Source organism: Vibrio sp. S457-15, from assembly GCF_000960545.1.
GTDB lineage: Bacteria > Pseudomonadota > Gammaproteobacteria > Enterobacterales > Vibrionaceae > Vibrio > Vibrio parahaemolyticus.
In genome coordinates this window covers 31,322-47,568 of the sequence record NZ_JYOQ01000168.1, presented here as the reverse complement: position 1 = coordinate 47,568, position 16,247 = coordinate 31,322, and the positions used below count along the sequence as shown (strand labels likewise).

Sequence of the window (16,247 nt, the reverse complement as noted above, 5' to 3'; positions counted from 1 at the left end):
GTTAGTCTCTCTAAGGTCGAGTTAGTTCACACGAACGGCAAATTTGCTCGCCAGCGAGTGAAGCTCAGGCAACATGCGATAAATAAGGTGGAGTTGTTGAAGCACCATACGCGCCGAGCTGTCATCCTCATCGCGCCATTCGTTCAAACGCTGCTCAAGTCCAGCATCGTCAATGTTGGATAAATCGCATTCTTCGCAATGTTGGTGTAATTGTTGATGCAACACATCCAAATGCTGGTGGATACAACGGTGAGCATCCAGAACCAGTTTATGAATGGATTCATCTTCGATGCGAGTACGATGTGCGCCTAAAGCAGAGATGTAGCTGAGCATGGCGTGGTTGAGCGTCAGAAAGCGGAAGCTCTCATCGACGGCTGCGCGATACTTACCTGGTTCAGCAAGCATTGTGCTGATTGCTGACGTCAATGTCGCATCATTATTGTGAGCCTGACGACGAGCAATGCGATAGCTCAGGTTGTCTTTCTTACCGATACGATATTGGCCGATGATCTGATCCAAATACTGTTTATTCGCATCTATCGCATCAGACATCACTTTATGCAGTCTTCGCGATTGCCAGTCAGGTAAAATGAACATCACAGCCGCGACGGCTAACGCGCAGCCAATCAGTGTATCGGCAAGCCGAGGAAGCACCACTGCGTAGCCTTCACCTAACTGGTTGAACAGGAACAAGACTAACAAGGTGATAAATCCGGTCGCGTAGCCATAATTGTTCATCCTAAATGCAAAGAACATCACGCCCGAAACAACGATAAACACCAGCTGACTTTCTTGAGAAGGGAAGAACGTTAGCAGCGGTACGCCAATCAATAACCCCGCTAAAGTACCGATCACACGAGCCGTAAGTTTTTGGCGCGTTGCACTGTAGTTCGGCTGACACACAAACAGCGTTGTAAGCAAAATCCAGTAACCACGGTCAATATCAAACAGCTGAATGATGCCGTACCCAATAGTAAGTGCAATTGACATACGTAGCGCATGTCGAAACAGCATCGAATCTTTATGAAGGTTAGCCGAAATGCGTTGCCACATCGCTTTCAACGTATGTGGGTTAGTATCGGCAAGCGTGTCTTCTTCTAGGCGTTCGGCATCTGGGTTATTGATGTTGTTTAGCTGCTTTTCAACCGTAGCGAGGTTATTGAACAGGTAAGTTAGCTGCATTAACAAACGCTTCCAATGACCTTGTTGCTGCTCTTCCAAATACGCCAGTGAATTTTGTAGTTCTGCTAAAGCCAGAATCGACTCATCGGTGTGAGTGTATTCGTTGCCGAGTTGAATGGCTTGAGCAATATCTCGGCAAGCTTGCGCTTGTGTCTCAAGAAGATATTTAAAGCGGAACAGTACGTCTGAACGCTCGAACTCCGTTGCCAAATCTTGGTAGCGGTAGTGGCTCGAACTCACGCGTTCGTGAATGTCTTGCGCGATAAAATAGATATTCAAGAATCGGTCACTTGGGCCGTCTACATGACCACGCTTGGAACGGGTGAGTAGCGTTGCTTTACACGCATTGAGTGCGGTGACCGTTGCAGCATTAAGGCGAGCCGCTTCAATACGCATTGGTTGCGGTGCAAGGTTCGTGACTGGGTGGAAAAGCTTGGCTTTGGCATCGAGATAATTCGCAAGCGCAAGAAACACGTTCGCGAGGCTTAATTGCACCGGCTGCAACGGCCAGAACATTTGCCAGATCATCGACATAAAGTAATACCAAGCGGCACCAGTTAGCAGTAACAACGGCTGGAACCAAATATTCGTGCTTTCGTGCGCGCCGAGCATGGTGTAAATGGCGATCAGCAACGAACCAAATGCGATACTGGCATACTTTGGCCCAATTGCGCCAAGCATGATAAAGCCAAACGTGGAAATAAACAGACCCGTGGCAAACAGCCAAGGGGTGTGAAACAGTATTTCAATAGAGAAGGCCGCAACTGCGAAACAGATAAACGTGAGAATCAGAGCTTTGATTCGTCCCATAAAGCTGTCATCACTTTCCGCTAGCGCAGCGGCAATCACACCTAGTATGAGAGGAGTGATCAAGGTGTTTTGTCCGAAGTACCAAGCAGGAATAACGACACCCAACAGGGTGATCAATATAAGAATGCTGTAGTTTATGGTTTTATTTGCCCAATAGAGGCGAAATTTAGAAGCTGCTTGCACAATGCGCCTTACATTTCCGATAAAAACGGAGAAAAATTTCCAATTTCACTCAAGGATGACGGCGTTAGAAAGTTGACGTTCTCACGGTTAACGCTCACTAATTGAGCCTTAAAACAAACGGCTTTCACGGGCGCTATCATCTTGAAGTTGTTTGGATATGTTACCAAGCTCACTATAGCGCGTTTATGATTTAATTTAAGAAAAAATCACGCTTGGTTATGAAATCGACAGAAATGTCATTGACTTAAGAATGCAGAGCAGTTTTCGGATGCGAAAACCGTCTAGAGTTTGGGTTTATAGCGTTGAAGCAATGACAATTATGTTCACAAAATCAGCAGTAATGTGAATTTTATTAAAGAATCAAGGAAGATGCGTATTTAGGTGGCGGTCGCTGCTACAATTTGAAGCCCTAAAATGATATAAATCGACAACTTCTCACTTAAAAGGCGCACGTTTCATGCAGCTTACTGCCACCAGCAAAGCACAGTTTTTTATTCAAAATGAGTATTATCATGTCGAAATAAAAGAGAACAGTGTTTTATTAAGCTCAATTGGCAGTGAAGAGCATATTCCTTTCACCGTCTGGAACGGTAAAGTCAACGTGAAACGCGGCCTGTTTTGGAGCTCGCTTCAGTTCTTTGCTCACGAGCAAGATGGCAAGCAACAAAGTTGGTTAGTACAAGGTTTACCTTGGCCTCAATGTCGCAAGTTTGCGTTAGAAGCTGTGCGTCAATATCAAGAGTGGCACAACACTCAGTGCCGAAAACTGGCGGAGTACCTTCCTAAATGGGAAGAAGAGTTGTACCAGCTCAAACACCTTCCTGCCTATCTTTCTCATTCTCAAGTTATGGCGTGGGTAGAGAAACTCAATCAAGAACTCGCAGAAATCAAGACCAGCCTAGACGAAGCTAAAATGCGCATGCCTAATCGCATGGGTGAAATTGAGCCTTGGTTGGTTGACACCTCTCATACGCTGGGAGAACGCAATCACGAATGGTTGGAAAACGAACGTCCTAATTGGGAAGTCTTGTTCAACCGCATTGAATCGTCTCCGCTGAACTTGTCGCAACAATACGCAGTGTTGCTCAATGATGATCACAACCTTGTTTTGGCTGGGGCAGGCTCGGGTAAAACTAGCGTATTGACTGCAAGAGTGGCTTACTTACTTCAAAGCCATCAAGCTCAAGCGGAAGAACTTTTGATGCTTGCGTTTGGCCGAGATGCCGCGAAAGAAATGAAAGAGCGTTTGGTTGATAAAGTCGGTTTGGCGGCAGAAGGCGTAAGAGTCAATACCTTTCATCAACTCGGCTTGTACATTCTTAATCAAGTCGAGCAGCAGCCTGTCGAAATTAGCCCTCTTGCATTAGACGATAACCAACGCACGGCTTGGTGTGTCGACTGGTTGAAAAAGCACTGGATGACACCAACAAATTTCAAACGTTGGCAAAAGCATTTAGATAAATGGCCTATTGCTTATCTGAAAGGTGATGATGAGCTGGGTAGCCATTCGGAAAATCCGAAGCTAATTGCTTGGTTGGATTCTCAATTGTCGCATTTAGCTGCTGTTGGTTTAACGAAAAAGCAAGTGCAAGAGAAGTTGGTAGATCACCAAGACTATACGCGCCTCAATAGCGAATTAGCACTGTGTTGGCCGTGTTTTTCTGCATGGCAAAAAATGCTCAAAGAGAGCAATCAAGTCGATTTCCCAACCATGATAAGTCGAGCAACGGATTACGTGAATAAAGGGAAGTTCGTATCGCCTTGGCGTTTTGTTATGGTCGATGAGTATCAAGACATCTCTCCAGATCGTTTGGCGTTGATCGAAGCGTTATGTGAATCAACAGAGAAGCAGCCTGGCGCAACCTTGTTTGCCGTGGGCGATGACTGGCAAGCGATTTACCAGTTTGCGGGCGCAGATGTGGACTTGATTACTGGGTTTAAAGAGCGATTCGCTCACTCTACGGTACATCACCTAGACACGACCTATCGTTTCAATAATCAAATTGGCGATGTAGCGAATACGTTCGTGCAGCAAAACCCATCACAGTTACCGAAGACACTCAACAGCCACAAACAACGCAAGCAAAAGAGCGTGCACACAGCGCCAAGCAACCAAGTTGAGAAAATCCTCGATCAGTTAAATCAACAAGCGAAACAAACTAAGTCTGTATTGCTGCTTGGCCGTAACCATTACCACAAACCCGATTTGTATGATGACTGGTTAAGACGATTCCCGAATCTCGATATTCGTTTTATGACTTGTCATGCGAGTAAAGGTCGAGAAGCCGATTTTGTGATTATTTTGGCTGTGGATGAAGGGCAGTTCCCTGCGAAGAAGAAGCAGATTCACATAGATGGTGCGTTGACCGAGTCCAAAGACAAATTCCCGTATGCCGAAGAGCGCCGACTGTTCTATGTCGCAATTACGCGTGCAAAAGAGAAAGTGTGGATCACGCATACGGGGGCAGGTTCTGCATTTGTGCAAGAACTCGTAAGTGGCGACTACCCAATCGTTACCTCACGTTAAACGCACTTTTTCAACCGTTAAAAACAACAAAGGCGATACTCAGTATCGCCTTTGTTTTATCTATTTGATTACGTCGATTTACATGCGTTCTGCAAGGTAAGCTTCGTAATCTGGCACTTCGATGTCGACTTCTTGTTCTAGAAGAGGAGAGTCGAAGAGGAATTTTGCCGTTGCACGGTTAGTCGCAACTGGGATGTTCCAAACACTCGCGATACGAAGTAGGGCTTTCACATCAGGGTCGTGAGGTACGGCGTTTAGTGGATCCCAGAAGAAGACCAATACATCGATTTTACCTTCCGAAATCAATGCACCAAGTTGTTGGTCGCCACCCATCGGGCCGCTGATCATGCTCTTAATTGCTAAGCCAGTTTCTTTGCTCAGCATGTGGCCAGTTGTGCCTGTAGCGTACAAGAAATGGCGTTGCAGCTTTTCTTTATTCTCTTTTACCCAGCGAAGGAGCTCAGGTTTGCAATTGTCGTGGGCAACCAATGCCACGTGTTTATGCGCAGGCATGGTACGAGTCGTTTTTTGCATCAAGTTATTCCGATTTTATGATTATGAACTGGTTATCTATCAATAAAACACTTTTTTAGCGCATCAATCAACAGCCTTTATGCTGAATGTCGGCCTATATTCTGACGGAGATAACGATTCTTCAATTGTGTCATCGTGAAGCGTCTTTGGCGTCAGTGGTTTGATGATTGGCGATGCCTGTTTTTCATACGGTTGATGGCGTAAATAGTGAGCCGCTTGCATGACAGACAGGCGGCCTTGTTGCACCATTTTGTCTGTCGGAGCAAAAAGCACTTTATTGCGCAGAAGGCCACGATACACACCGTGACTCAAATACACCGATACCAAACCAATATCATGGGTTTTATCTGCGCTGCGCAATTCACTGATGGCTGCTTCTATGGCGACCGCACTGCCGACGATGTAGTCGATGTTACCCATATCAATCACGCGTTGCACTAGGTTACGCTGTAACTCTTTATCGTTGTCTGCCCAAAAGGAGTCAACGATGTGGATGTCGCTGTTTTTGATAGCTTCATAAAACCCCGTTGTGACAGGCTTAGTGCCACCACGAGTACGTGGGCCAAGCAGTAGGGCAATATTGGTTTTACCTGAGCCTTTTGGATGGCGCTTGGCTAAGTACTTACCGGCCTCGTAACCCATCCAATACCAATCGACACCGACTTCGCCTTTGAGCAGTGTGCTCTGTTCTTCATCAAGATCGAGTTGGTTGACTGTTGCAAATACGGGCGTGTTGCCGACCCAACTTTTTAAGTTGTGTTCATAGGCGTGAGGATCAACCGTGCCTAAAATAATGGCATCTGCACCCCATTGGGTACACAGCGCAAGTTGCTGCTCTTGACGACTTTTATTTGGGTAGCCACCTGCTTCTAATACGCGCAGGTTGACGCCTTGTTTCTCTGCTTCAGAGACCATTCCATAGTTTACTGATAACCAGTAAGAATCCTTTAAATGAGGGTAGATCGCACAGATCTTTTCAGCGGCCACAGAAGGTAGTGAAGCGCAAAGTGACGCTGCCAAGACTGAATGCTTGAAAATTGTACGAATTGAGCGTTGATTTATAACCATGAAATGAAGTTCGTTGGCATAGATTAAGTAAACACTGCAAAATATAACGTAATATGTCGCCGAACACGAACATTAAGGTCATGAAAATATGTTGCTAGCAACCGCAAGCATCGGTCGTAAACTTCTGTTGTCATTCATCGCGATGGCAATGCTGGTCATGTTATCAGCATTGATTGGCGTATCCGGCTTCTCGCTGGTGGCAAAAACAGAAAGGAACGTGGTAGATGCCGCGATCCCCGCCATGATAGAAGCGCGACAAGTCTCGGAATTGAGTACTCGAATCATTTCATCGGTGCAAATGCTCTCTAATGCGCAAAATGAGCAAGAGAGGAAAGAAGCCGGGCGAGTGTTGTTCGAACAGCTTGAATCGCTGTTGACGCACATTAAAGAGTTAGGCGGTGAGTCATTTGATTCAAAACTGCTCGATGCACTTGAAAGCAATGTTCAGAATGTGATCAATAACCTCGCGGAGCTTGGTGTCACGGTTGAAAGAAAGTTGTGGCTAGCGAAAGAAATTGATACTCGTGTTGAAGAAATGCGCCTGCTGAGTGAAGAGTTAGAACAGCTCACTCGCACTCAAGTTCAAAACACCAGCACGATTGCGGTTGCTAACGTAACCCATATTTATGACCTGTTAGAAGCGAATAAAAAAGACCAAGTCTATCAAGCGCTCGATGCCTTGGTTGAAGTCGATCTTGACCTAACCGAGCGTCTGCACGAACTGCATCTTCTCGCTTTTAAAATGCTTAATCAAATTGAAGAAGCACGCACTCTGACCAACGTTGATCGTATCCAACAAATCCAGACGGCGTTTGAAAACAATCTTAAGATCATGAAGCGCCGCGTCTTAGCGGTCGAAGACCCAACACGTTCAAAACAGATGAGCCAATTGCTCACCGAGCTCGGTAAGCGCCAAGTGGTATTTACCATTTTGCTGCAACAATACGAAAACAACGAGCAATCTCAACAGTTGATGCAGAAAACGCTGGAGCTGTTTTCTGAATTGAACAGCACGGTGAACAAGCTGGTGGACGATTCCAACAAAACCACCACGTTTGCCGTTGACCAGCTGACCAATACGCTGAAATTTGCCCAATGGTCGCTAACGGTGATCTCGATTGTCGGCTTGATTGTGGTTGTGCTTATCCTTTGGCGCGTGGTGTACGTGTCGGTAGTGAAACGTCTGGCGGAATACTCTGCTGCGCTGCTTTCTGTTGCTCAAGGTAACTTGGCTGTTGAACTAGAAGTTAAAGGCAAAGACGAACTCGCGCACATGGGGCAAGCTATCATCACCGCCCGCAATACCGCCCAAGCACTCAAAGTGGTGGCAGAAGGGGAAGCAAAAGCCAAACGAGAGCTGGAAGAACACAAAGAACACCTTGAAGAATTGATTGAGCAGCGCACTTCGCAGTTGAGACAAGCTAACCTGCGCTTGAATGAAGAGGTCGTGAACCACGCTCAGGCGCGTAATGAAGCCGAGCAGGCGAGCCGCGCGAAATCGGCCTTCTTAGCGACAATGAGCCATGAAATTCGAACGCCGATGAACGGCGTGCTCGGTACTGCTCGTTTGTTAATGGATTCTGGTTTAAACCCAATTCAAAAGCGTTACGCGGAGATCATCAACCGCAGTGGTAAAACCTTGCTTGCCATCTTAAATGACGTTCTGGATTACTCGAAAATTGAAGCCGGCCATCTTGAGATTCGCCGATTGGGCTTCGACCTACATCAAATGGTTGAAGACACGTTCCAACTGATGAACAGCCGAGCACAAGAGAAGCAACTGCTGTTCTCTTACCACATTGAAAGTGACGTCAGCCGATACTGGAAAGGGGATGTAACGCGCATTAGCCAAGTGCTGAACAATCTAGTGGGTAACGCGATCAAATTCACTGAAGACGGTGAAATTGATATTTACGTCAGCCTGAATCCAGAAGACGAATCGCAAGTGCTATTTGAAGTCTCAGACACAGGTATCGGCATTTCGAAAAAAGATCAGAAAACTCTGTTTGATGCCTTCACGCAAGCAGAAGGAGGTCTGAACCAAATCGGTGGTACAGGGCTTGGTTTGGCGATCAGCAAACGCATCGTAGAAGCAATGGGCGGCGTGCTAGAAGTCGACTCAGAAGAGGGCGAAGGCAGCCGTTTCTGGTTCTCCATCCCACTTGAAGAAAGCGAGCCTGTGGAAATCGGTGTTGTGGCGAGCGCTCGCTGCAAGGTGAAAGCCAAAGTGCTGTTGGTCGAAGACAATGAAGTAAACCGCGTGGTGGCGGAAGGTTTCCTCCAGAGTATGGGGCACCAAGTTGTGATGGCGGAAGATGGCCTGCAAGCTGAACGAATCATTGATAAACAAGATTTTGACATCGCGCTTGTTGACATCAATTTACCTGATTGCGACGGCACGGATTTGATTCAACGCTTAAAACGCATCGAACGTAACAAGCCAAGTGACAAAGCGTTGTCACCGACACCTATGATTGCGGTGTCTGCTCATGTTTTTGCGGAAGAAGTGGAACGCTACTTGGCCGCGGGTTTTGATGGTTACTTGCCAAAACCGGTTGAGAAAGAAGCCCTTGCTACGTTGATTCAGGATGTTCTGGATGGCAAACAATTACTGCTTCCGCAAAGTGGAGAATGCTTACCTCTGAGCGAAACGAGCGATACCAATCTAACTATTGAAAATCAGGTCGAACAAGACCACCAACAACGAGAGGAACCAGAAATGGTCATCATTAATCCAAGCGTGATCCAGTCCGACATGAAGATTTTAGGCAGAGAAAAAATGCTGCATATCATCGACTTGTTCAGAAATACCAGTGCGGATGTACTTGGACAGTTGGTTGAGTCAGCAGAAAAAAATGACAGCCTAGCAGTGAAAAATCTCGCTCATAAACTAAAAGGCAGTGCGGGGAGTTTAGGTCTTACTGCGTTAATGAACACTTGCCAAAGTATCGAGATTGCTGCTGAACCGCTAGATACATACAACTCTCAGCAAGGTTTATTGGACGAGCAAGTTGCTGCGTCAGTTAATGCACTTGATGAACTGATGGCAGAGTAAAGCTTTGCTTTTTAAACCTAAACCTAAACCTAAGCCTAAGCCAAACCTAAAAACAAAAACCTCCGGTAAATGCCGGAGGTTTTTTCTATTTGGTCATGTCATCTTCCCACTCGAATCGAGTGTCTAAGGCATAAGGGTCATCATCTAATGGATGTTCCACTTTGCCACGCAAGTATTCGAGTTGATGCTCAAGCATGTTGACCGTCTCGTAGTCTCCCTCTGAACAGGCAACGTAAATTTGTTGCTCCAGAGCGGCAATGTTGTCTCGGATACCCATGAGAACCCCCTTAAATCATCATCGATTCTCAAAACGATTATAGTCAAGTAATCCAAATTCGATCGGTTGATTTGTACGGTACCAATTGTGGATACGATCGCTAAACGGCCAGAATTTTTCCGAGCTACGGCGAATCGCAAAATTATCCAACAACTTAACGTAATCGGCTTCGTTTTGAATCGCGCTAAACTGATCGACAAATTCTTTTACTTGGTTTTCTTTAAGGGAGAAAAATGCTGCTGGGTAGCTACCGACAACGCCACGCACGATGGTCATATCGTCGTTGGCGAAGTCTCGGTTGCTTTCTTCATCAAACAAACTCGAAATATTAGTGTGCGCATTGTTGTGAAGTAGGGTGAACAGTTCGTCCTTACCTGACTTACTACGCACCATCAGCATCGTGATTTGTGGGACGGTTTGTAGCCCTTCACCACGCACTTGACCGATGCGTTTTAACTCTGTTCCCGTTTTATCTGAAAGCGCAGTATCGGTAATCTCATAACGCGGCAACAGCACTGGCGATAAGCGTTTGCGCATCATGTTCAGTAGCTCGGTTTTTGGATCGTCCGTTTTGTAAACAACGCTGGTCGGTTGATTAAAAGGCTTCACGTTACGTTGCAAAAAGTCACTAAGCTGAGGGCTTTGATCTTGATACCAGCTCGATTGAAGCTGGTGACGCATATCCGCAGGCAGCAAGGTGACAAAGTTACTCTCGCCTTCAAGACGTAAGAAGTCCATGAACATACGCGTCATCAACTGGTGACCAAAGTTACCGTATACGTCAAACCCTGCTACCAATAGGTAGTGAATACGCTCCAGCAAAGCGTAATCTAAGATCCAGACTGTTTTGGGCTGCTCGCCAACCAACCCTTGAACTACAGATGCACTGTCGAAATGACGGAATACTGTTAATGCTGCATTTGGGTTGGTACCGTTACCGTCCCAAATGACGTCAGTCGATAGGTTTTCGCCATGCTTAAACCAATTGTTCGTGAACTCAGATTTCGCCTCAAGATAACGCGCTTGTTGGCGTGCGTACTTAACCCAGTTTGTGACTGGAAGCGTATTACTTTCTTGTTCGGCTGGCAGTTTTAAGTTATCTGCTTGTGAACGGTAGAACTCGTTAACCTCAGGAATGTCAGCTTTGTCTGGGTCTAAGAAGAATACCCAGAAGCGATCATTTATGACGTTAAGTGCAAGCTGACCACGACAAACAGGGCCTTTAATGTACGCCATTATGGTGTTTTGCGCGTTATCAAGCATGAATTTGAAGCGAGACTTCACTGGCATATCAATGAATGCCGTCATCGGGTTAGCTGCAACTTCTGGCTCGTAGCTAGGTAGCTGAGTAACGGAGTAATCCGCTTCAATAAACCACTTTTTCCAGTTGCTGATGCGCTGTTTGTTGAGCGCAAATGGCATGTGCGTTTTGTCAACAATAGTGCCTTGTTCTGGAATGATTCGGTAGTAAACGCGTTCAACGCCCGGATCGTCGTAAGGGCGGCGAGTGGAAATGCGTTTTACTGGTTGTCCTGGCGGTGTTGCGGAGCGCACGAGGGTAAAGAAGCGAGGTTTTTCGCTCAACTCAGAGAAGTACAGGTGCGACAGGAACAAGTGCTCGTAAATATAACGCGACATCAACTGGTTTTTGAGGTCTGAATGGTTGAGCAGTGTTTCGTATTGATTGATTTGCGCCTGCTCTTGGTCACTGATTGGCGTGTGCATATTCATGATCGCGCCGTTTTCTAGCCAAGTCATCAGCGTGTGGTATTCGCTGTTGGTTAGATTCGGCATACCAAATGGCATTCCCCAGTTTGGGTTGTCTTTTTCGTACTGTTCGTACTCTTCAATTGTCGGGCAGGTTTGCTCACGATCAATCGAAAAATCAAAACCTTCTAATTGCACTTGGTCTGGCAAGGGATGGCGCTCTTTCTGTTGCAATAAACGAGCGATAAGGCCAGCTTCAAGGTTTGCCGCCATGCTTTGGTCGCGTTCATTCAAAACAGGGTGGAAGCCAGCGTCGCGCCATTCTTGGGTGGTTTCTGCATCTTCAAACAAGCGAGTAGGTGCAGCAGCTGTCAGGCGAGTGCCTTCATAAACCAACGCTTTCGATGCTCCGCGGTCGATCCCTTCTACCGATGAGAGTTTTAGCTGACATGGCGCATCGTAGCAGGCGTGGCAAACCACACAGCGGTTATCGACGATAGGTTTTACCTCGCGTTGGAAGAAATCTGCCTGTGGCGTTTCAACGCTGGCAGTACGCTCACGAACCAACTGAGGGCCGAACAGTTGGTCAAAGTTCAGGCCAGCATAAGTAGCACAACCAGCAAACAGACTGGCAATGCAGAGTATAAAAATTAGACGCAAATTCATTGAGTTATTTTGAGTAAATTGAATTTTCATTAATTAAAGCAAAATAAGTGACGAAATACCAAAAATCGAGACAAATAGCCGCGCTTTCTTTACCTATTTATGGATTTAAATAGATAACCCTTACGGTGAATTGTCTGAATTTGATCTGGTGGCATGCCTTCGGCAATCAAGCGTTTTCGCATTCGACTGATGTGCATATCCAGCGCTCGGTCATGCTCAGTGAACGGACGTTGCAAAACGGTTTGATAGAGGAAAGGTTTGGTCAGTACTTTATCTTGATGCTGAATGAGCGTGCGCAGCAGTTCAAACTGAATGGGCGTGAGTTGGATATCCGTCTTCTTTGGTTGGCTTTGAATCGTAACAGACTGCGTGTACTTATCGAGCGTAAGTACATGATTTGCTGAAGAAGAGTGACCACAATCTTGGCTATCAGACGTTAAGGTTGGCAAAACTGACAAGGTTGCTTGATCGCTCACGTTGATATCCAGATTAATAATGAAATTGCGAACCATTATCATTAATGGTCAATCAAAAATCAATGCAATATATAAAGAAGATATTCAAATCGATGAAGACAAGTGGTCAGCAAATGTGCTCATTGTCCGGCCTGTTATTGCAATGCTATGCCAGTTGAGATGAGATTTGGTTATATCTTGTATAACTTCAATCGTTTTTTCAGCAGGCATACCATAAAGGAAGTTTTTAACGTGAAGGAATAAAAAACGTGAACTTTCGCAAAAATACTCTAGTACTCACGATGCTTGCAACGGCAGCTCCGATTGCCGCACAAGCAGCTTCTAAACCCAACATGCTGGTTATCATGGGTGATGACATCGGCTACGGTAACATCTCTGCTTACAACCAAGGCATGCTTGGCTACAACACACCAAACATCGACAGAATTGCGCAAGAAGGTGCGCTTTTCACTGCGTACTACGCGCAGCAATCTTGTACTGCGGGTCGTAGTACTTTCATTACCGGTCAAATGCCAATCCGTACCGGTTTGACGAAAGTAGGCCTACCGGGTGCAGAACAAGGTCTTCAACCGCAAGACATTACAATGGCGACGGCACTTAAAGATATGGGCTACGCGACAGGCCAATTTGGTAAAAACCACCTTGGTGACAAAGATGAAATGTTGCCAACAAACCACGGTTTTGATGAGTTCATGGGTAACCTTTACCACTTGAACGCGGAAGAAGAGCCTGAAAACCCTGATTACCCGAAAGATCCTGCGTTCCGCAAAAACTTTGGCCCACGTGGTGTAATCCATTCTTATGCCGATGGCAAAATTGAAGATACGGGTCCTTTGACACGTAAGCGCATGGAAACGGTCGACCAAGAAACGCTAGACGCGGCAATGAACTTCATGGAGCGTCAGGTTAAAGCGAACAAGCCGTTCTTCTTGTGGTACAACGCAACGCGCATGCACGTTTGGACGCATGTGAAAGAAGAAAACCGTACAACAGGTTTGGGTGAATACGCAGATGGTATGGTAGAGCACGACAACATGGTTGGTGAGTTGCTAGATAAACTGGATGATCTGAAAGTTGCCGACAACACCATCGTGATTTACACCACCGATAATGGCCCGATGAACGCGACCTGGCCTGATGCGGCATTTGGTCCTTTCCGTGGTGAGAAAAACACAGGTTGGGAAGGTGGCTTCCGCGTGCCAGCAATGGTTCGTTGGCCTGGACACATTGCACCAAATACGAAATTAAACGACATTTTTGCGGGTGAAGACTGGTTCCCAACACTGCTTTCTGCGGCGGGTAACAACACCATCAAGCAAGACTTGCTGAAAGGTTACAAATCATCGTCTGCTGATCGCACATACAAAAACCATTTAGATGGTTACAACCAAATGAATTACTTGATGGGTAAAGACAAAGAGTCTGCTCGTGATGAGTTCTTCTACTGGTCAGACGATGGCGACTTGCTGGCAATGCGTGACAAGCGCTTCAAGCTTCACTTCAAGATCCAAGAGCATGAAGGTTGGGATGTTTGGACGAAAGAGTTCACAAACCTACGTATACCAATGATCTTCGACCTTAAAGTTGACCCACTAGAGAAGGGCGACCAAGGCTTCGGTTACGAAACATGGCAGTTCAACCACGTATTCTTGCTTGTTCCTGCTCAAGCAAAAGTAGCGAAAGTTCTGAAATCATTCAAAGAGTTCCCACCACGTCAAGAGATCCCAAGCTTCTCGGTTGATAAAGTGATGGAACAAATGAAGAACCTAAGTAAAGTTCAACAAGCGAAAGGTTAATCCTAAGCGTATTTGAACCCCCAACGGTTCGCAATGATGATCTATCTTGGTTGTCGGCGCGAACCGTTTTTTATTTTATCTATTTCGCAACCCTCTAATCGTTTGTTATCTCTTCCTGCCATTCCTTGCGTTAGCGAACCTTCTGTTATCTAAACGCCTTCAGATCTTTGTTGTCGCCGTGTGAATATGTTCGCGGAAATTATTAAACCCCATTGCCTTTATTCTCATTTTGAATATTCGCAAATCCGGAGGTTGTGAACTATACATTCTGTTGCAGGAAGCACTTTTCTAATACACACAGAGGTTTATATGACAGCGAAATATGGCGTTAAACGCCGATTAGCGATTCTTGCCGCGGCTTTAATTGGCGCGACAAGCAGCAGTATCGCGGCAGAAAAACCTAACATTCTCGTCATCTGGGGTGATGATATTGGCCAGTCCAATCTCAGTGCGTACACCTTTGGCTTGATGGGATACAAAACACCAAACATCGACAGCATCGCGAAAGAGGGCATGATGTTCACAGATTACTACGGTGAACAATCTTGTACTGCGGGTCGTTCCACCTTTATTACCGGCCAGACTGTGCTCAGAACGGGTCTAAGTAAAGTCGGACTTCCTGGTGCTGATCTAGGTTTGAAAGCGGAAGACGCAACTATTGCGGAAATGCTTAAACCAATGGGTTACATGACTGGTCAGTTTGGTAAAAACCACTTAGGGGACAAAGACGAACATCTTCCTACTAACCACGGCTTCGATGAATTTTTTGGCAACCTTTACCACCTGAACGCTGAGGAAGAACCGGAGAACGTCGATTACCCTAAAGATCCTGAGTTCCGTAAGAAGTTTGGCCCACGCGGTGTGATTCGTTCGTACGCTGACGGCAAAATTGAAGATACAGGGCCTTTGACTCGTAAGCGTATGGAAACGGTGGACGAAGAGACGTTAGATGCGGCACTCGACTTCATGGATCGTGCCGTGAAAGCGAAAAAACCATTCTTCGTGTGGTGGAACGCAACCCGCATGCACTTCCGTACTCACGTGAAGCCAGATAACCAAGGCAAAACCGGCATCAGTACTTATGCTGATGGTATGGTGGAGCACGACAACCATGTTGGTCAGCTACTGAAAAAAGTGGATGACTTAGGCATTAAAGACAACACCATTGTCTTCTACTCAACCGATAATGGCCCACACATGAACTCGTGGCCAGATGCGGGTACAACGCCATTCCGTGGCGAGAAAAATACCAACTGGGAAGGTGCGTACCGTGTTCCTGCAATGGTACGTTGGCCAGGTAAAATTAAAGCGGGTTCTGTCTCGAATGACATCATGCACCACATGGACTGGATGCCTACATTTGTAGCCGCCGCTGGTGATGACAACATCAAAGAGAAACTGCTTAAAGGTTACAGCGCGGGTGATAAGAAATTCAAAGTTCACCTAGATGGTTATAACTTCCTGCCATACCTCACTGGTAAAGAAGAGAAAGCACCGCGTGAAGAGATTTTCTACTTCTCGGACGATGGCGATTTAACTGCGCTTCGTTACAACAAGTGGAAATTGGTCTTCATGGAACAACGTGCAAAAGGTACGTTGCGTATTTGGGCTGAACCATTCACCAAATTACGTGTGCCGAAGATCTTCAACTTGCGCATGGACCCTTATGAAGTTGCGGATGTTACCTCCAACACTTACTACGATTGGATGCTTGATCGCGCCTACATGTTGGTGCCAGCACAAACGTATGTTGGTCGATTCCTAGAAACCTTCAAAGAGTTCCCGCCAAGGCAAAAAGCCGCAAGTTTCTCGCTTGATCAAGTGATGGAGAAACTGCAAGAGAACCCGAATAAGTAGGTTTGCTACACGATCAACACTCCAAATCGAGAGGCTCTAAGGAGCCTCTTTTTTTTGCGCACCGTTTAAGTTTTTCTTAAAACTCATGTAATTACTTGTCCAAAAAGAA

10 protein-coding genes are annotated in these 16,247 nt (G+C 46.1%); 4 read left to right on the top strand and 6 right to left on the bottom strand.

Annotated elements, in window-relative coordinates:
- Positions 1-21 precede the first annotated feature (21 nt).
- On the bottom strand, positions 22-2,175 hold the full coding sequence (gene yccS, locus UF05_RS17260; RefSeq protein WP_005454352.1) for a YccS family putative transporter: 2,154 nt from the start codon (positions 2,173-2,175) through the stop codon (positions 22-24).
- 457 nt (positions 2,176-2,632) lie between these two features.
- Here yccS and helD point away from each other — a divergent pair, with 457 nt between their 5' ends.
- Positions 2,633-4,702: a DNA helicase IV gene (gene helD, locus UF05_RS17255; RefSeq protein ID WP_015313109.1), complete on the top strand. Its 2,070-nt coding sequence runs from the start codon at positions 2,633-2,635 to the stop codon at positions 4,700-4,702.
- 78 nt (positions 4,703-4,780) lie between these two features.
- Here the strand turns inward: helD and UF05_RS17250 are convergent, their stop codons facing one another.
- On the bottom strand, positions 4,781-5,236 hold the full coding sequence (locus UF05_RS17250; protein WP_005454351.1) for a methylglyoxal synthase: 456 nt from the start codon (positions 5,234-5,236) through the stop codon (positions 4,781-4,783).
- 63 nt (positions 5,237-5,299) lie between these two features.
- Complete coding sequence (gene torT, locus UF05_RS17245; protein WP_256095226.1) at positions 5,300-6,349, bottom strand: TMAO reductase system periplasmic protein TorT; 1,050 nt, start codon at positions 6,347-6,349, stop codon at positions 5,300-5,302.
- 43 nt (positions 6,350-6,392) lie between these two features.
- Between torT and torS the strand changes: the two genes are divergently transcribed.
- Complete coding sequence (torS, locus tag UF05_RS17240; protein ID WP_025631645.1) at positions 6,393-9,359, top strand: TMAO reductase system sensor histidine kinase/response regulator TorS; 2,967 nt, start codon at positions 6,393-6,395, stop codon at positions 9,357-9,359.
- An 85-nt stretch (positions 9,360-9,444) separates the two neighbouring features.
- Here the strand turns inward: torS and UF05_RS17235 are convergent, their stop codons facing one another.
- From UF05_RS17235 to UF05_RS17225, 3 genes are all read right to left on the bottom strand, one after another.
- Positions 9,445-9,636 carry a hypothetical protein gene (locus tag UF05_RS17235; protein WP_005454225.1) on the bottom strand — a complete coding sequence of 64 codons (192 nt, stop codon included), beginning with the start codon at positions 9,634-9,636 and terminating at the stop codon, positions 9,445-9,447.
- 18 nt (positions 9,637-9,654) lie between these two features.
- A complete protein-coding gene (locus UF05_RS17230; protein WP_025631643.1) occupies positions 9,655-12,009 on the bottom strand; it encodes a fatty acid cis/trans isomerase in 2,355 nt (784 codons plus the stop codon).
- 89 nt (positions 12,010-12,098) lie between these two features.
- Complete coding sequence (locus UF05_RS17225; protein ID WP_079400723.1) at positions 12,099-12,485, bottom strand: winged helix-turn-helix domain-containing protein; 387 nt, start codon at positions 12,483-12,485, stop codon at positions 12,099-12,101.
- A gap of 281 nt (positions 12,486-12,766) precedes the next feature.
- Here UF05_RS17225 and UF05_RS17220 point away from each other — a divergent pair, with 281 nt between their 5' ends.
- Together UF05_RS17220 and UF05_RS17215 are read left to right on the top strand one after the other, a co-directional pair.
- Positions 12,767-14,281: an arylsulfatase gene (locus UF05_RS17220; protein ID WP_223848353.1), complete on the top strand. Its 1,515-nt coding sequence runs from the start codon at positions 12,767-12,769 to the stop codon at positions 14,279-14,281.
- A gap of 309 nt (positions 14,282-14,590) precedes the next feature.
- A complete protein-coding gene (locus tag UF05_RS17215; RefSeq protein WP_005454162.1) occupies positions 14,591-16,138 on the top strand; it encodes an arylsulfatase in 1,548 nt (515 codons plus the stop codon).
- Positions 16,139-16,247 lie beyond the last annotated feature (109 nt).

Bases quoted from the DNA above. Each gene is read 5' to 3' on its own strand.
- helD (WP_015313109.1), top strand. From the start codon at position 2,633: ATGCAGCTTACTGCCACCAGCAAAGCACAGTTTTTTATTCAAAATGAG.
- UF05_RS17250 (WP_005454351.1), bottom strand. From the start codon at position 5,236: ATGCAAAAAACGACTCGTACCATGCCTGCGCATAAACACGTGGCATTG.
- torS (WP_025631645.1), top strand. From the start codon at position 6,393: ATGTTGCTAGCAACCGCAAGCATCGGTCGTAAACTTCTGTTGTCATTC.
- UF05_RS17235 (WP_005454225.1), bottom strand. From the start codon at position 9,636: ATGGGTATCCGAGACAACATTGCCGCTCTGGAGCAACAAATTTACGTT.
- UF05_RS17230 (WP_025631643.1), bottom strand. From the start codon at position 12,009: ATGAATTTGCGTCTAATTTTTATACTCTGCATTGCCAGTCTGTTTGCT.
- UF05_RS17220 (WP_223848353.1), top strand. From the start codon at position 12,767: ATGCTTGCAACGGCAGCTCCGATTGCCGCACAAGCAGCTTCTAAACCC.
- UF05_RS17215 (WP_005454162.1), top strand. From the start codon at position 14,591: ATGACAGCGAAATATGGCGTTAAACGCCGATTAGCGATTCTTGCCGCG.